The organism is Gilliamella sp. B2887 (assembly GCF_026537015.1).
GTDB lineage: Bacteria > Pseudomonadota > Gammaproteobacteria > Enterobacterales > Orbaceae > Gilliamella.
In genome coordinates this window covers 208,384-226,638 of the sequence record NZ_JAFNMX010000002.1, presented here as the reverse complement: position 1 = coordinate 226,638, position 18,255 = coordinate 208,384, and the positions used below count along the sequence as shown (strand labels likewise).

The 18,255-nt window shown below is 32.4% G+C and carries 16 protein-coding genes; 9 read left to right on the top strand and 7 right to left on the bottom strand.

The genetic code is table 11. The annotated features are described in order from the left end of the window. Position 1: 1 nt before the first annotated feature. Positions 2 to 2,170, bottom strand: coding sequence for a primosomal protein N' (gene priA, locus J3U13_RS02835; protein ID WP_267339997.1), 2,169 nt, complete (start codon positions 2,168 to 2,170; stop codon positions 2 to 4). 217 nt (positions 2,171 to 2,387) lie between these two features. Here priA and moaC point away from each other — a divergent pair, with 217 nt between their 5' ends. From moaC to J3U13_RS02810, 5 genes are all read left to right on the top strand, one after another. Further along, positions 2,388 to 2,879, top strand: coding sequence for a cyclic pyranopterin monophosphate synthase MoaC (gene moaC, locus J3U13_RS02830; RefSeq protein ID WP_267339996.1), 492 nt, complete (start codon positions 2,388 to 2,390; stop codon positions 2,877 to 2,879). Beyond that, positions 2,872 to 3,117: a molybdopterin synthase sulfur carrier subunit gene (gene moaD / locus J3U13_RS02825; RefSeq protein WP_267339995.1), complete on the top strand. Its 246-nt coding sequence runs from the start codon at positions 2,872 to 2,874 to the stop codon at positions 3,115 to 3,117. The genes moaC and moaD overlap by 8 nt, the downstream gene beginning before the upstream one ends. A gap of 4 nt (positions 3,118 to 3,121) precedes the next feature. After that, a complete protein-coding gene (moaE, locus tag J3U13_RS02820; RefSeq protein WP_267339994.1) occupies positions 3,122 to 3,565 on the top strand; it encodes a molybdopterin synthase catalytic subunit MoaE in 444 nt (147 codons plus the stop codon). A gap of 55 nt (positions 3,566 to 3,620) precedes the next feature. Next, a complete protein-coding gene (locus J3U13_RS02815) occupies positions 3,621 to 4,319 on the top strand; it encodes a Bax inhibitor-1/YccA family protein (protein WP_267339993.1) in 699 nt (232 codons plus the stop codon). A gap of 172 nt (positions 4,320 to 4,491) precedes the next feature. Next, entirely contained in the window at positions 4,492 to 6,318 is a 1,827-nt protein-coding gene (locus J3U13_RS02810) for a sulfatase-like hydrolase/transferase (protein ID WP_267339992.1), read from the top strand. A 72-nt stretch (positions 6,319 to 6,390) separates the two neighbouring features. Here the strand turns inward: J3U13_RS02810 and sppA are convergent, their stop codons facing one another. The 6 genes from sppA to pcnB all read right to left on the bottom strand — a co-directional run bounded on the left by sppA (position 6,391) and on the right by pcnB (position 15,032). Then, positions 6,391 to 8,226 carry a signal peptide peptidase SppA gene (sppA, locus tag J3U13_RS02805; protein WP_267339991.1) on the bottom strand — a complete coding sequence of 612 codons (1,836 nt, stop codon included), beginning with the start codon at positions 8,224 to 8,226 and terminating at the stop codon, positions 6,391 to 6,393. Positions 8,227 to 8,253: 27 nt separating this feature from the next. Beyond that, positions 8,254 to 9,072, bottom strand: a complete 819-nt coding sequence (gene apaH / locus J3U13_RS02800; protein ID WP_267339990.1) for a bis(5'-nucleosyl)-tetraphosphatase (symmetrical) ApaH — start codon at positions 9,070 to 9,072, stop codon at positions 8,254 to 8,256. 4 nt (positions 9,073 to 9,076) lie between these two features. After that, positions 9,077 to 9,874: a 16S rRNA (adenine(1518)-N(6)/adenine(1519)-N(6))-dimethyltransferase RsmA gene (rsmA, locus tag J3U13_RS02795; RefSeq protein ID WP_267339989.1), complete on the bottom strand. Its 798-nt coding sequence runs from the start codon at positions 9,872 to 9,874 to the stop codon at positions 9,077 to 9,079. After that, positions 9,867 to 11,180 carry a peptidylprolyl isomerase SurA gene (gene surA / locus J3U13_RS02790; RefSeq protein WP_267339988.1) on the bottom strand — a complete coding sequence of 438 codons (1,314 nt, stop codon included), beginning with the start codon at positions 11,178 to 11,180 and terminating at the stop codon, positions 9,867 to 9,869. The genes rsmA and surA overlap by 8 nt, the downstream gene beginning before the upstream one ends. Before the next feature lie 85 nt (positions 11,181 to 11,265). After that, a complete protein-coding gene (lptD, locus tag J3U13_RS02785) occupies positions 11,266 to 13,623 on the bottom strand; it encodes an LPS assembly protein LptD (protein ID WP_267339987.1) in 2,358 nt (785 codons plus the stop codon). 74 nt (positions 13,624 to 13,697) lie between these two features. Continuing rightward, the gene (gene pcnB / locus J3U13_RS02780) at positions 13,698 to 15,032 is read right to left on the bottom strand and encodes a polynucleotide adenylyltransferase PcnB (protein ID WP_267340147.1); all 1,335 of its coding nucleotides are present in this window, start codon (positions 15,030 to 15,032) and stop codon (positions 13,698 to 13,700) included. A 433-nt stretch (positions 15,033 to 15,465) separates the two neighbouring features. Here pcnB and oxyR point away from each other — a divergent pair, with 433 nt between their 5' ends. From oxyR to J3U13_RS02760, 4 genes are all read left to right on the top strand, one after another. Beyond that, on the top strand, positions 15,466 to 16,398 hold the full coding sequence (oxyR, locus tag J3U13_RS02775) for a DNA-binding transcriptional regulator OxyR (protein WP_267339986.1): 933 nt from the start codon (positions 15,466 to 15,468) through the stop codon (positions 16,396 to 16,398). Continuing rightward, on the top strand, positions 16,395 to 17,039 hold the full coding sequence (gene fabR / locus J3U13_RS02770; protein WP_267339985.1) for an HTH-type transcriptional repressor FabR: 645 nt from the start codon (positions 16,395 to 16,397) through the stop codon (positions 17,037 to 17,039). Before oxyR ends, fabR begins: the two co-directional genes overlap by 4 nt. 484 nt (positions 17,040 to 17,523) lie before the next feature. Beyond that, complete coding sequence (locus J3U13_RS02765) at positions 17,524 to 17,700, top strand: hypothetical protein (RefSeq protein WP_267339983.1); 177 nt, start codon at positions 17,524 to 17,526, stop codon at positions 17,698 to 17,700. 364 nt (positions 17,701 to 18,064) lie between these two features. Next, entirely contained in the window at positions 18,065 to 18,241 is a 177-nt protein-coding gene (locus J3U13_RS02760; protein ID WP_267339982.1) for a hypothetical protein, read from the top strand. Positions 18,242 to 18,255 lie beyond the last annotated feature (14 nt).

Below are 18,255 nucleotides of genomic sequence, written 5' to 3'. Positions count from 1 at the left end.
CTTAATTATTGATAGGATCAATATCAATACTCCATCTTACTTTTGATGTCTCATTCCACTTTTCTATATCAATAACAAGTTTGTCTAAAATTAAGTGCAATAGTTGCCTATTTGTATGTTGTAGTAAAAGTTGCCAACGGTAATATCCTGCTTTTTTAGGCTGATTTGCTGGAATAGGACCAAGTTGCCATAAAGTATTATCACCATACTCTTTCAATTTCTCGTGAATAAGTTGTAAAAAGTTTTGTGCATGATGATTATTGCGATCAGCTGCACGTATTAATGCTTGATAACTGAATGGTGGTAATAGCGTTTGTTGACGCTCTTTTAAGGTCTGTTTGGCAAACTCTTGATATCCCTTGTTTAATAAGACATTTAGTAATGGATGATCTGGATGATAGGTTTGTAATATTACTTCTCCTGTTTTTGTTTCACGTCCAGCTCGTCCTGATACTTGAGTGTAGATCTGAGCAAATTGTTCTGTGGCTCGAAAATCACTCGAAAATAATGCACCGTCGACATCTATAATACCCACTAATGTTACATCAGGAAAATGATGTCCTTTCGCTAAAATTTGTGTACCCACTAAAATATGTGCACCACCTTGTTGGATGCTTTGCAAATAACCATCTAATGCTCCTTTTTTAGTTACAGTATCACGATCAATACGACTTATTTTAGTATTAGGGAAAAGGAGTTCAAGTTGTTTTTCTAATTGTTCAGTTCCAAAACCTACTGGTACTAAGTGAGTTGAACCACATTTTGGACATTGTTTGGGAATTGCCCTTGGTGTATCGCAGTAATGACAGTTAAGTTTCTGTTGTTGATGGTGAAAAGTATATGGACGATCACAACGGGGACATTCTGCAATCCAACCACAATCATGACAAATTAATAAAGGTGAATAACCACGCCGATTTAAAAATAACATGACTTGATTATTATTTTGTAGATGTATTTTTATTTGTTCAATTAAAGGCTGTGATAAGCCAGCTATAAGTGTTAAACCTCGAATATCTAAAATAGATTGCTTTACTGGCTTAGCTTGTCCTGCACGTTTTGTTAATTGCAATAATTGATATCTACGATTTTTAACATTATTTAAAGTTTCTAATGAAGGTGTTGCTGAACCTAATAAAACAGGGATATTTTTAAGTTTAGCACGAATAATTGCTAAATCACGAGCATTATAACGCCATCCTTCTTGTTGTTTGTAAGAACTATCATGCTCTTCGTCAATAATAATCATGCCTAAATTTTTAAACGGTGTGAAAAGTGATGAACGGGTACCAACAACAACTGCATTTTCTCCATTTTTGCTTCTTAACCAAACAGCCAGTCTCTGCTTATTAGTTAATCCTGAATGTAAAATATCTATTGGTACATTAAATCGTTCTTTAAAACGTTTGATTGTTTGTGGTGTAAGGCTAATTTCAGGAACTAATACTAATGCTTGTTCACCTTTAGCTAATACATTAGATATTATATTGAGATAAACTTCAGTTTTTCCTGAACCAGTAACGCCTTCTAATAGAAATACAGCAAAATTATAACGTTGTTTATTTACTGTATCTATAGCATAAAATTGTTCTTGATTTAATTTAATCAAGTTTGGATTGGTAGAGAAATTTGTTTGCCATCTTATAGTATCTGGTTGGCAATTTACGCGAGTTATAAGTTGTTTTTTTTCTAATTCCTTATAGATGGCGGTACTTGGATTAATAAAATCAACAGCATTACTTCTAAATGATGATAATAATAATTTTTGTTTTGGTGTTCGTGATAATGATGTCAGATCGATATTTTTCCCTAATTCAGTTAATTGCCAATCTTTGATTTCATCTTTATTCGCTTTACGTCCTTGTCTTAATAAAACGGGCATTGCATGAAATAAAACTTCACCAATTGGATAATGATAATAATTTGCCGCCCAGTTTAATAACTGCCAGATATCTGAAGTAAAAATAGGCTCACTATCAATAATAGTAGTTATATTTTTTAAATTTTTAACATTAATATCGGTTTGTTGGTCTATACTAACAATAATACCTATGGCATTGCGGAAACCAAATGGAACTTTCACCCGCATTCCAATTTTAGCTGGCTTAGTTAAGTGATAATCATAAAGTTGGTAAAGTGGTACTGGTAAGGCTACATGAGCAATAAGCATTGAGAATCACAATTATAATTAACAGAAAGTAATATTGTACGCAGTTTTTATTTAACTCGCATAAACATATCAAATTTATTGATGATTAGATAGGTTAAAATAAATTTATTTTTATTTGTTTTTATAATAATTAATTTAATCATATGGGTAGCTACTTGTAAAATTTTTCTATCTTGGCTATATTCTAACAAGTGAATAAATATTTAAGGAATTAAAGATGCCTGAGTCATTTTCGCACATTAATCATCGTGGTGATGCTCATATGGTTGATGTTTCAAGCAAACAGCTCACAATGCGGCAAGCAAGCGCAGAATCACTAGTCTTAATGAATATCAATACACTTGATATGATTATAGAAGGTAAGCATCATAAAGGTGATGTTTTTGCGACAGCAAGAATTGCAGGCATCCAAGCTGCAAAAAAAACTTGGGATATTATTCCTCTTTGCCATCCGCTCTTACTAAGTAAAATTGAAATTGATATCGAAGCTGATCGAATAAAAAGTTGTATTCGCATTCAAGCTAGTTGTCGATTAAATGGGCAAACAGGTGTTGAAATGGAGGCTATGGTTGCTGCATCAGTTGCGGCTTTAACTATCTATGATATGTGTAAAGCTGTGCAAAAGGATATGGTGATTACACAAGTAAAATTATTGACTAAAAGTGGTGGTAAGTCAGGAGAGTTTATTGCCAAGGAAATAAATGAATAAAATTATTTTTTTTGCTCAAATTAGAGAGTTAGTGGAAGTTGATAGCATCTTTTTAGATGCTAATCAAGTTTCTATTTTTGAATTGCTCGAACAACTTAGTAAACGTGGCGATAGGTGGGCTTTAGCATTTAAAGAGAGAGTTATTTTATGTGCAGTGAACCAAACGTTGGTGGATACTGATTATATTATTCAGACTAATGATGAAATTGCCTTTTTTCCTCCTGTAACGGGCGGTTAAAATTATGGATATTATTAGAGTAAATGAAGAGTCAATTGATACTAATCAGTTAATTAATTGGCTTTCAGAATTACCCCAAGATGGTGCTATTGTTACTTTTATGGGTAAAGTTCGTTGTTTTGAAAAACGAACATTAAGCCTTTATCTTGAACATTATGCATTAATGACTGAGAAAGTATTAGCTAATATAATTGCTAATGCTCGAAAAAAATGGCAATTAAGTCGAGTAGTGGTGGTTCACAGAGTTGGGGAAATTAATGCTAATGAGCAGATAGTATTTGTTGGAGTAAGTAGTGCTCATCGTGCGGATTCATTTTCGGCTGCTGAATTTATAATGGATTTTTTAAAAAATGAGGCACCATTTTGGAAGAAAGAACGAATCATTGATGGAGAACACTGGGTTGAAGCAAAAAAAACTGACATAGACGCATTGAAAAAATGGAATTAATCCTTATTTAATATATAATACATAAGATTATGTAACATTTTAGGAGAGGTAAAGAATGGCAAGTTTTTCGCCTAATGGTTTAATTAACGAACAAGCTGGTAGTCGTGTACAAACGTATATGAGCCATGTATATGGCTGGATGACAGTAGGTTTATTACTAACAGCTTTAGTTGCTTGGTTTGCATCAAGTAATATGGCATTGGTGCAGTTATTATATAAAGGTATGTGGTTGTTGTTAATTGCGGAACTGGCATTAGTTTTCGTCATTTCTGGCATGATCAATAGACTTTCTGGTGCTGCTGCAACCACATTATTTATGCTTTATTCGGTTTTAAATGGTTGTACTTTTTCTATCTATTTTTTGGTTTATACTTCATCATCAATAGCAAGTGTATTCTTTATTACCGCAGGCATGTTCGCAGCTTTGGCTTTTTATGGCTATACTACTAAGCGAGATTTGTCTGGTTTCGGCCGTTTCTTATTTATGGGTGTAATTGGATTAATCATTGCGTCATTAGTGAATATGTTTATGCATAGTCAACCGTTAATGTGGGCTATTACCTATATTGGTGTGTTTGTTTTTGCAGGATTAACTGCGTATGATACTCAAAAATTGAAAGAGTTAGGTGATGGTTTACCTCAAGATGATCAGAATTTATTTAGACGTTATGTTATTTTAGGTGCATTACAACTTTATCTTGATTTTATCAATTTATTTATTATGTTACTAAGAATTTTTGCCGATCGTCGATAACTTTTTTGAATCTAGAAAAAGGGCTCAAATAGAGCCCTTTTTTGTTAATATTTTATTAGTATTTATCTAGATAATGCTAACTTGTAAAAAAGTTTCAGGAAAGCACTACGTTTCAGTATAAAATGCTGTAAGATTCTTAAAAAAGTGAATGAATTACCTAATAGTGAATACTATGAAAAAATTATATTGTTGTGTTTTAATAAATATCTTCATTTCATCTCTTATTGCAATACGCTTCTTTCTTGTTCCCGATATATCGTTTTCTTGGCTTGGTAGCACATTTTCAGTGTTTGCAGTACTTGGGCATTTTTTTTCATTATATATATTGTTCTTTTTAATCTGTATACCAACACTATGGTTAAGAAAATATTTATGCCATGCTATTCTTGCTATTTTGTTTAGTCTTATTCAGATAACATTATATGTTGATACAATTGTCTTTCAACAATATCGATTCCACATTAATGAATCAGTTTTATCAATGGTATTGTCGGGTCAAATTGTTGATTTTTCGATAGCAACTTATCTGCTAATGCTGGTACTTATTGTCGTTTCATTTTGTGCTGAATATCTTATTATCTATATTATTGATTTCAAAATATCAAAACCACACAGTAAAACGAATGCAATTTTATTTTCTACGCTGTTTTTGATTGTTTCTTTATTTATTAGCCAATTCGGACATATGGTTGCTTTTTATTATGCTTATTCCCCAATAATGGTGGTGAAAGAATATATTCCGCTCTATCGTCCATTGACTTCAAAAAAAATCATGAATTTTTTTGATAAGCAAGGAGAGCGAAAAGTTGTTTATGATAAGGATTATATCAACGCAACTATAGATTATCCTAAAAATCCATTAGTCATTAACCCAGAAAATAAAAAACTTAAAAACATAATGTTTATTGTTTTAGATTCATGGCGATACGATACTTTCAGTAATGAAATTTCTCCAAATACCTTCCAGTTTGTTAAGAACAACGATGGCGTTGTCTTTAATAATCATTATTCTACAGGTAATGCAACGCGCACGGGTATTTTTGGACTTTTTTACGGTATTCCAGGTACCTATTGGGATTCATTTTTACGTGGTAGTATTCCGTCTTTATTTATTACAACTTTACAGAAAGAAAATTATAATATTGGTATTTTTACATCAGCTAAAGTTACTGCACCTGAATTTGACCGAACTGCGTTTGTTACCATTGAAAATTTAAGAATCAGTAGTAAAGATGGCTCTGCATCTAAACGGGATAAACAAATCACTGACGATTGGTTATCATGGTATAAATCGCGAGATACCTCAAGGCCAACGTTTTCTTTTTTATTTTATGATGCACCGCATGCTTATGATTTTCCTGATGATTTTACAGTTAGGTTTAAACCTATTGGCGATCTTAATTATATGACATTAAATAATGATACAGATCCTTTGCCAATTTTTAATCGTTATAAACAAAGCGTTTATTATGATGATTATTTATTACAAAGTATTTATGATGAACTTATTAAATCAGACTCATTAAATGATACATTGTTAATTATCACTGGTGATCATAGTCAAGAAATGAATGATAATAAACTCGGTTTTTGGGGGCATAATGGTAATTATACCGATGCTCAAACTAAAGTACCTTTTATTATTATTGGTGCGACAGAATTAGGCAATTTGATAAATAACAGTAATAAATTAACTAACCATGAAGATGTTGTTCCATCCCTGATGAAGCATTATTTATATGTTGAAAATGATATAAAGGATTACTCTACTGGATATGATTTATTTAAACCTATAACTGATCGTAATTGGTTATTAATGTCCAACTACAGTTCTTATGCAGTTAGAACATCTGATAATATTTACTTTGTTAATAGAATTGGTATTAGTCGTTATATGGATCTGCACAATCATGAGCTTAATGAAGTACCAAATTACCAATATATTCAAGAAGCAATGAAAAATATGAGTTATTTTTTCAATCGAGAAAAAAATGATTAAAATATTAGAACTTTATCATCTAGTACCATTGAAGAATTCCATCCGCCAGTTCATGGCGGATAGTAATATGATTTAATGAACATCAGCACAATTTAAACAATAAATATAACGATTTTGAGTGTCGTTAAAATTATTCCATAAAGATATATGTTGTTGTAGCTGTTTTGCTTCAGGGAGATGTTCAAAGAATATCTCAGCTGTTGATTGAGGTAATATAGCTATCATATCTGAATATAATGCATTAAACCAGTTTACTTCAGGTTTTGGCCAATCAATTCTATAATCAGTTAAATCTGCTAATGTTGCTGCTATTTCAACAGCATCATCGAAATCACCTAACTTATCAACGAGTCCTATATTGTTTGCCTCTGATCCTAACCATACTTGACCTTGTCCAATTTTATCCACTTGTTTTGTAGTCATTTTTCGCGCTTTTGCTACCAGTGAAATGAATTTTTGATAGCCATTGTTGATGTTCATTTGAATTAATTGACTTGTTTCTTCAGGCAAGTTTTTAGTTAAATTATTGCCTGCTAATGGTGATGTGCTTACTCCATCACTATAAACACCAACATGAGATAAAGAATTTTCAAATGTTGGAATAATACCAAATATACCTATAGAGCCTGTAATGGTGTTCGGACTAGCAACAATATAATCAGATTCAGTTGAGATCCAGTACCCACCTGATGCAGCCATTCCTCCCATAGAAACAACGACTGGAATTTTATAACTACGTAAAGCTTCTAATTCACTGCGAATTGCTTCAGATGCATCAACACTTCCCCCAGGGCTATTTACTCGTAACACTACGGCTTGCACATTATGCTTATCTAGATTTTGACGAATTTCTTTAAGTTGCTGAACAATATCTTGGCTTCCTGCTACAGCACGACTATTTTCACTATTATTGATAGTACCATTAACAAATACAACAGCGATAAGTGGAGTGTTGCTCTTATTATTATCACTTATTAATTGTTCTTCTTCTGATTTGAGTAGATAATCGTAAATGCTAATTTCATGTTGATCAATGAATTCTAATTCATATTGATGATTTGAAGTAATGATATCAACTAAACCATTAGATAAAGCATATTGAGCCATATTGCCATTTACAGATTTCAATTCTGATAGCATTTTTTCAGGTGTGGGTACTAATTGGGTATTGGCTTTTTTTCGTTGTGTTGAGATATCATTAAGATAATTATCCCACATAAGAGTTAACCAACGAGTTGTATTATTTCTTGCTTCTTCTGACATATTATCGCGAACAAATGGTTCAATGGCAGATTTATACGTTCCTACTCTGAAAACATGCGTATTAACTTTTAAATTATCAAGTAGAGTTTTATAGTACAAATTGTTAGCAGATAATCCATATACATTGACTGAACCAAGAGGTGTTAGATAGATTTTATTGGCATAACTCGCTAAATAATATTGGCTTTGATTATAAGTTGTACCAAAAGCATAAATTGGTTTTTTTGCTTCTTTGAATTTTGTTAAATATTTACCCACATATTGTAAAGAGCTCAAATCAGCACCAACAAAATTATCTAACTTCAAAACCATGCTTTTAATATTTGGATCGATGGTTGCTTGAGCAATTTTTTGAGTTAATACGAATAAGCTATTTTCGCGCGATGTATTGATTTTCTTGCCATATATTTTATTTTGTAAGGCATAGATTTCATCACTGTAATTCGTGTTATCGACAATCACACCTTCAAGATCTAAAACTAATGAACCATATTGAGGTACTGTATTTTGTTTTTTGGCTTCTTTTATTAAGCCAATACCTCCGAAGATAATCAGAATAATAACTAAGAATATCAAATTAAGAAACATTTCTCGTATTACATTAATCACTTTCCAAATAGATTTTATGACAGATAATGCAGACATAATTATTAGTCCTTGTTAACAATAACTTTAATTTTTTGTTTCATTATTACGTTTTTTGAAATATTTTTTATCTTCAAATCGTAAACATGTTAGTTTTCCACCCCAACAACATCCGGTATCAAGTGCATAAATATTTTCGGGTGTTCCTTTACCATTTAACGCAGCCCAATGTCCAAAAGCAATATTGTATTCTGGGGGTATTTTACTTGGCAATAAAAACCAAGGTTTAAGTTTTACTGGTGCTTGTTCAGGTGATTTTTTAAAATAAAAATCTAATCGACCATCTTCATAACAAAAACGCATACGTGTTAACGCATTGGCAATATAACGTAGGCGATCTAATCCTTGTAATTCTGATGACCATTCATCAGGAAAGTTACCATACATATTATCTAAAAATAAGGGATATGAATCACTAGATAACATGACACTCAGATCCTGAGCGCACTTTTTTAGTAATTCAAGATCCCATTGTGGTGAAATACCTGCATGGGTCATGATTAATTTTAATGAATCATCAATCTGAACCAATGGCTGTTTACGTAGCCAGTTCATAAGCTCATCATAGTCGGGAGCATTGATGACTTCATCTAAATTATCTTTCTTTTTAGTAAGTGTAACACCAGCATATACCGATAATAAATGCAAATCATGATTTCCCAATACCATGCGAATTTTTTGACTATGTTGCTTAACAAATCGTAAAACATCTAGTGATTTAGGGCCACGGGCAACAAGATCCCCTGTTAACCATAAAGTATCTGAAGAGGCAAATTTTGCTTTTTCGAGTAATCGCATAAATTCATCATAACAGCCATGAATATCACCAATGAGTAAATTTGCCATAAAGCTATTTCCATGCATTTGCAAGCTGGCAATATTGTTGAACAGTTATATTTTCAGCACGTAAATTTGGATCAATATTTAGTTCTACTAATTGTTCAACTGTAAACATATTACCTAAACTGTTACGAATTGTTTTTCGGCGTTGATTAAATGCTTCGGTTGTAATACGAGAAAGTATTTTGACATCATTGACTTGATGAAGTTTTTCTTTGTAAGGGATCAATTTTACAACCGCAGAGTCAACTTTTGGTGCTGGTTTAAATGATGTTGGGGGTACTTCCAATACTGGAATAATTTGGCAATAATATTGTGCCATGACACTTAATCTACCATAATCTTTACTATTAGGTGCCGCAACAAGTCGAGTTACGACTTCTTTTTGTAACATAAAATGCATATCAACAATGATATTGGCATATTCAAATAAATGGAACATTAACGGTGTAGAAATGTTATAGGGTAAATTACCAAATACTCTTAATGGTTTACCTAATTGTTGGTTTAACTCATTAAAGTTAAAGGTTAAAGCATCTTGTTCGATAACAGTCAATTTATTCTTTAACAAAGGGTTATCAATCAATCTACTGGCTAAATCTCTATCAATTTCTATAACCGTTAAATGATCAACGTATTTACTGACTGGAACTGTTAATGCAGCTAGCCCAGGACCAATTTCTACTAGAGCTTGATCTGTTTTAGGTTGTATGGCTGCAACAATACTTTCAATAATATAGTCATCATGTAAAAAATTTTGTCCGAATCGTTTACGGGCAAAATGCCCTTGATGAACACGATTATTCATGCTTATTTTCACCTGTAATGTTAATGTAGGCATCGCCTTTTAATTCTTGGATCCACACTTGAGCTTCCTCACTAAATTTACGATTGAATATTAATCGGTAAGCCCGATCTTGTTTAATTGCATTGGTTCCATCAGTTTGTTTAGTATCGATTAGTTGAATCAAATGCCAACCGAAGGATGATTTAACTGGCTGGCTGATCTCACCTTTTTTCAAATGAACTAAAGCATTTCTAAATCCACTGTCATAGACCTCTGGACGATTCCAACCTAAATTCCCTCCATTTTCGGCTGATCCAGGATCCTCTGAATTAGCTTTTGCAGCTGCTTCAAAACTCATTGTACCATTGATTATTGATTTACGAATATCATTCAATTTTTGTCTAGCTATTTGGTCTGTCACCAATACATTCGTTTTAATTAAAATATGGCGAGCATTCATTTCTTCAATTGTATATTTTTTTGGGGCTTCTTTGCGGGTATCATCTACCTTTAAAATGTGTAAACCAACACCAGAACGAATTGGGCCAATAATACTGCCTTTCTGTGCTCTAACAAGTCGTTCTTCAAAGATAGTTGGTAGCTCGTTAAGTTTATTCCAACCCATATTGCCACCTTTTAAAGCCAGATCATCGTTTGAGTATGTCGTTGCTAATTTTGCAAAATTTTCACCTTTTTGTGCCCGATTTATAATATCATTTGCTCTGTTAGTTGCATTATCAATCTGTTGTTTAGACGCTTTTTCTGGTACAGATATAAGAATATGGCTAATTTTGACATCTATATTGTTAGCTGGCTGTTCAGAAAGATTTTTAGTCAAAGTTTCAACTTCTTTTTCTGAAATTTTAATTCTAGGCCTAACCTCATTCATTCTGGTTTGTTCGATCAACATATCATTATGAATACGTTCCCGATAACTGCTATAACTAATACCCATTATCGAAAGTTTACTTCTGAGTTCATCAATCGTCATACCGTTTTGCTCTGCAATTCTAGCAATAGCGTTGGTGACTTCATCATCATTGATTGTAATTTTTGCTTTAGCTGCTTTTTGCAAAATTAAATTTTCAATAATTAAGCGATCCAGAATTTGCTCTCTTAATACATTATCATTAGGCAGATTACTCGCATCAGTACTGGCCTTTATTGTTTTTAACATGTCGTTAATATCACTTTCTAAAATGACATTATTATTAACTACTGCAGCTACTCGTTCGATAACCTTAGGTGCGGCAACTGTTGATAATGGAGTAAGTAGTCCTATGGTTAAACTTAAATTTAAAGTAATCAATAATTTTGATAGTTTCATATTTGCGTTACTCGTATTGTTTGTTACAGTATAAATATTACTGTATTAATTTAATTAGTTATATTAAATAAAATTAATATGTTCATTAAAATGTCGTTGTGTATGGAAGTTTTCCAAAGTTTAACATTTTTGCTTTCGCATCACGGTTACGCCCTAAACCTTGTAATTCAAAATTAACGGAGAGTTTATTTTCGTATTTACTGCTACGCGTAATTGAATCCCAATCTGTTAACTTTCGTCCATATTGTACAGTCATTCCCCAGCAACAATCACTATAATGTAACCCTATGGAGCTATCGGCCGTTTGGCCTAAGTTGACGTCATAATAGTATGAACCTACCGCATTGATTGTTTGTGACAACGGCCACGCTGTAACAAATCCAGCTTGTGAGATATCTTGTTTATAATTCTTATATAAAGAACTTAAATCAACCGTATTAATATAATTATGGTTAGCATAACGATAAGATAGTTGTAGTAGTTTTTCACTTGATGGACGATATTCAAATATTGCATTAGCTAAAGAGACAGTATCAATTCTAGTATCATATTGTATACCACTCCTGAAAATCATATTATCAGTGATCCGCCAAAAATTATCAGAAGCCCAAGTGATACTACCAGTATCTGAGTTTTCATCTAATCCAGTATTATGTTCGCTGGTTTTTGATTTAGTAAAATAAGTAATCTGTCCAATGGAAAAATTAAACTTTTCAACTTTATTATTATCGTAAAAACGAGTTGTTACCCCTGTGGCTATATTATTAGCAGAAGCAATTCGATCCAATCCACTGTATGGTTGATCTCTAAATAAACCCACATAATCAAATTGTAATAAGGTGGAATCATAAGTTCCTATATTAGACTGATTTCGGTATGGAATATATATATATTTTACTCGAGGTTCTAATGTCTGGGTATAGCCATCAATGAAATTGAAGTCACGCTCAAATATAATTTTACCATCAATACTAAATTTTGGTATAAAACGGTTTACATTTTTATCTAACTGTCTATATCTATCAATGTGTCTTTTAATATTATCTTGACTATAATGTGTTGCCATTATACCGGCTGAAGTTGTTAATATTGTCCAAGAATTAGTTAAAGTATAATTAATTGATGGTTCAATATGAGTGCGCCATGCTTTAGGATTATTCTTTCCGGAGCTTATAAAATGAGATACTTGAGAAAACGTTTTAAATTTAATTGGTCCAAAATCATAATTATAATAATTAATATTTAATTGTGGTTGAGTTTGATACAATGAATCTTTCACACCATCTTGAAAGGCTTGAAAGTGTCTATAGCCCAAAGTAATGTCCCAATTTGGATCATTATAGCCTAATTTATAAAACTGAGTTAGATATCCTGCTGTTTGAGATGTATATTTAGAATCTAAATCTGCTAAATATTGATTATCACTTACACGTGTCGAATCAACAGTAAAACGCCAATTGTAATTAATTAATTCGTCGTTTTTCCAATAGAATAACCAGCGATGACGATTGTCATCATAGTTATTACCATTTAATAATCTATCTCTATCTTCATTATATTTAGCATCATGTTGTAGCCAATCAAATGCGAGTGTACCCAAACCAAGCTCATTCAGATACCGGAATTCGGTTTGTAATTGAAGGCCGCGACGCTGTAATAGCCTCGGGATGAATGTGGCATCATAATTAGGTGCAATATTCCAATAAATAGGTAAAGTAAAATCAATACCACTGACGCTGTCATAACTTATATTAGGCATTAATAAACCTGACCGACGCTTATTACCTGTTGGTAATTGTAAGTAAGGTGAATACAATACAGGTACTTTACCAATACGAAATATCGCATTCCATACTTCAAGTAATTGCTCTTCATTATCGTGAATAATCGTTGAACCCTTAATACTCCAAGTACCGTCATCGACAGGACATGAGGTAAAACTGCCGTTTTTCAAAATAACCAATCGATTTTTCTCAAGTTTCATCTCATCAGCATCACCGCGACCAAGTCGATTAACAAGATGATACTCACCAGGGCTGATTTGGGTATCATTATTATTAAGATTCATTGATGCATTATTACCTTTTATTTTAATCAAATTATCTTGATAATTAATGTTTCCTTGTAAGATTGCTAAACGGTTTTTTTGATTAGTTGAGTCAATTGTGACTTTATTTGCTTGTACTGTGCGGTTCCCTTGTTCTATTGAAACATCACCTTGATAAATGACAGTATTTGGATAAATCGCTTCAAATTGGTTTGCTTCGGCATTAACAGGCAATGTGTTAATATCACCTTTAACTAAAGGGCGATCATATTTTGGAACACTGGCAAAACATTGTGGATTATTACTTTCAGCTTTAGGTAAACCTATAGCATAGCAGCTATTAGACAATGAAAGGGTAACGGTAATTGCAATAAATGACGGCGTTAATTTTTTCATCAATAATTAAAGGTAGTTATGATTATTATATGCTAAGCATTATAACGGTTATTTATAAAAGTGCGAACGAAAAATTAATGTTTGGTTCTGCGCTTATTTGTTTTACTGATTTGTTTAACCATTGCAATTCTTTTGTCGACAGAAGTATGCTGAAATTCATCCCACCATTTAGCTAGAGTTAAAAGTTCACCTTTTTCGATGGATGCCCGCATTTCTAATAAATCATATGCTGCACGGAATTTAGGATGTTCCAAAATTGCAAATGCACGTTTTCCTTCACGTTTTTTCATTCGTAATTGTAAACGCCAGATATCTCCCATTATTGTTGTTAATCTCTTAGGTATTGCAATCATTCGGCATTGTTCACTTAGTATATCATTAATAGCCATTGAAAATGCATCATGAAATAACAAACCACTTTCAACACAAGTTAATTGTGTCTGTTCAATAATTGGATACCAAAAAAAAGCAGCAAATAAAAATGCAGGATTAACACGTAGCTTATTAGCTATTCGGTAATCAGTATTTTTTAAAACTTGCTCAATCATTTTTTCTAAATAGCTATTATTATTTTGAGTAAATAGTTGTTCAATGATCGGAAATAATTGCTCAAAAAGATGATATTTTTTTAATAATAAATAAGTGTTATATCCATTGCCTGATTGTAATAATTTTAGTGATTCATCAAAAAGTCTTGCTGACGGTATATTTTTTAACAAAGGTGCAAGATGTTTGATTGGTTCAGCTGTTGTAGGTTCAATTTGCATATCAAGTTTAGCGGCAAAACGAATCGTTCGTAACATTCTAACCGGATCTTCACGATAGCGAACTTTTGGATCACCAATCAAGCGAATAATTCCATTTTGTAAGTCTTTTAAGCCACCACAGTAATCACGTAACGTAAAATCTTTTATACTATAATAAAAAGCGTTCATCGTGAAATCACGACGAACAGCATCTTGTTCAATTGTTCCATATACATTATCGCGTAGCAGCATTCCCGATTGGGAACGTTTGGCAATATTGTTTTGTTCATCTTGGTTGCTATGCTCACCGCGGAAGGTTGCTACTTCAATAATCTCTTTACCAAACATAATGTGCGCCAGACGGAATCTTTTGCCAACTAAACGGCAATTGCGAAACGTTTTTTGTACTTGTTCTGGTGTTGCGTTGGTTGCAATATCGAAATCTTTAGGTGTCTTACCTAGTAAAAGATCTCGAATACATCCACCAACTAAATAAGCTTCATATCCTTGTTTATTTAATCTATAAAGAACTTTTAACGCATTTTCACTAATATCTTTACGTGAAATATTGTGTTCATTGCGAGATATCAAAACATATCGAGATTCTTTCTGTTTTTCGATGTGAAACATTTTACGGTAAAAGCGAGAGACTTGTTTAAAAATAGTGCACCTCTAAAAGTATATTTACTCAAGTGATATAGCGCGCGATTATATCTCAATTGCTTATAACTTTCCATTTTTCTTCATTTATCAACTTTAACTATAGTAAAATTAAATACTTTAGGATTTTAGTTTAATATTCTATTTAATTTTTAAACATAATTATCAATAATAGCACTTTATATAGTACAATTAGCGATATTGGTCTAGAAAACAACATTATCTATTTACATGTATTTTATGTGTAATTTTACTATCTAATTATAATTAACTAACCTATATTCAAAAATTTTTAATATATTATAGAAAATAGCTCATATAAACAACATGATAAATATTTAAGTTATCTTTCAATCTGTTAATTTTTTAAACAGGATTAGCCAATAAAAATTGTTTGAGTATATACCATTAACTGATAAATTATTTTGGGGACATTATGAATATTCGTGATTTGGAATATTTTGTTTCGTTAGCTGAGTTTCGTCATTTTCGTAAAGCTGCTGATGCTTGCAATGTGAGTCAACCAACTTTAAGTGGACAAATCAGAAAATTGGAAGATGAACTAGGCGTGATGTTATTAGAACGTACTAGTCGCAAAGTATTATTTACTCAAACAGGTATGATGCTTGTTGAGCAAGCTAAAGAGATATTACGCAATATTCAAATCCTTAAAGAGATGGCTAGTCGCCAAGGGGAAGAGATGTCAGGTCCGATGCATATTGGTTTAATACCAACTATTGCTCCTTATTTATTACCACATGTAATAACTGTACTACATGAATCTTTTCCTCAATTAGAGCTTTATTTACATGAAGCACAAACTGCTAATATTGTCGCTCAACTTGAAAGTGGTAAATTAGATTGCGCAATAATTGCACAAGTAAAAGAAACGGCGCAATTTATTGAACTTCCATTATTTAATGAGCCAATGTTTTTAGCTGTTCCAGCAAACGATGAGTTAGCAAATAAACAAACAGTTAAACTTTCTAATTTAAAAGGTCAAAAATTCTTAATGTTGGAAGATGGGCACTGTTTACGTGAACATGCTATGGGATATTGTTTTCAAGTAGGTATTGATGAAGATAAACAATTTAAAGCAACAAGCTTAGAAACCTTGCGTAGTATGATTTCTGCGGGTCGAGGAATAACTTTATTTCCTGAGCTAGCTGCTCCAAATGAGCGAATGAGAGATAATATTTGCTATATTCCTTGTACCGATCCGATTCCAGTACGTAGTATTGCTTTGATTTATAGACCTGGTTCACCTTTGCGTTCACGTTATGAAACAATTGCAAAAACGATTCGCGAACATATGCCAAAAGTATTTGCAGAAAAAGAACGTTTGTTAAAATCAATAAATATAAAATGAAAAACATTAAAACAAGTGGCGTACGTGCACAGCAGAAAGAGAGAACTCGTCGATCATTAATTGATGCGGCGTTTAATCAACTAAATGCCGAGCAGGGTTTTGCCAGTTTGAGCTTACGTGAAGTTGCTCGAGAAGCTGGTATTGCTGCAACATCGTTTTATCGACATTTTCGTGATATGGATGAATTGGGTTTAGCTATGGTTGATGAAAGTGGTTTAACCCTTCGCCAATTGTTGCGCCAAGCGCGAAAACGTATTGAAAAAGGTGGTAGCGTGTTGCGTACTTCTGTAACAACGTTTATTGAATTTATTGATAAAAATCCTAAAGTTTTTTTACTATTACTTCGTGAAAAGGCAGGGACATCATCGGCATTTCGATCAGCCATTGCACGTGAAATTCAACATTTTATTGAAGAATTAGTTGATTATTTGGATAATGCTAACAAAATGCCTCATCATTATAACGAAGCTCAAGCTGAAGCAATGGTAACTATTGCTTTTAATGCGGGAGCGGAAGCGATTGATTTTGATACCATTCAACGTCAAAGATTAATCGAAGATCTTATTTTCCAGCTTCGAATGGTTTCACGAGGTGCTTATTATCTTTATCACAAAGAATTAATAAAGCAAGGAAAAAGATAATTACAATTTTTTATACTAAAATGTATGGTTAACCTAAAGCTTTTTAACAAGAATTAACTTACTAGATTGTTTATTTATTACTTGACTAAATAAAGTAAACTATTAATTAACCAGTTGTAATATTTATATTGTTATCAATTAAGTATAGCTGTTAAAGTTCAAAATAGTCACATTTTTCAGTAGGTATTCATTGAATGACTCAATACTACTTGGGCTTAATTTTTATTTAATTTTCACTTTTATCAATTATACATATTCAGATATAGGATTTAAGTGAATCTATTACAGTAAAGAAAGTAGCCCATCTTTGAGCATAGCAACATGGTATTGACCAAAGAATCAATAAGATAGTTTAATGGTTGCGATAATGCCATTTTTTAAGGTTCTATTTAATGCAACGCCTGTTTCAGATTACTGTAAACATCCCCTAATTTTTTTTCGCATGGTTATGGTGGCAGTTGGCAAAATTTAAGTTGGCTTGCCTATGAACTGGCCAAAAAGGAAGTATTTTGTTGCCACACCAAATCATCCAGGTACAAAATTCTTTAATAATGATATTCAACAATCCTTTAAATTATGGCTACGCCAACAAGATTTAAGTAAAACAATTGATTCTTTAGAAGAAGACGAGACTTTAGCAAACAATATTGATATTGGATAATATATCAGCGATTAAGCATTCCCTTGGCGGCTGAAGGGTAATCGCACTTACTGGAGCAAAATTTGATACTGAGCTTTTTAAGCAAAACTGTACAATTCATGCCCATTTGAAAGCTTGCCAATTAGTGACTGAACTTGGCCTTGATAATTCTAAATTAAATAAAATCTTATTCGATCCAAGAATAAAATCATTTATCTCTTTGGATGCGGGATTAGTCAGAGGTTTTACTTCAGAAAGTTTAAAAGATGTTTAAAATTCTTTCTTTAATTATTGATGCAAGAGTCGATGTTGGCGATATGGATGCAAAACTTGGCTTAGGCTATTTATACAGTTTCTGTTAACTTATACGGTGATACCAGATGCAATGCATTTTAGTTTTATACAAGTTTGTAAACCTAAGGCGATAGCGATATTAGAACAAGAAGCTCGAAGCGAAGGCATTATTTGTAAGGATGGAGGGAAACGGACTCGAGCCGAAATTCATCGTGAAATAATTAAACAAATTACTACTTTTTTAGCTCAAATAAATTTAAACTCTTAACTCTTATAATATTA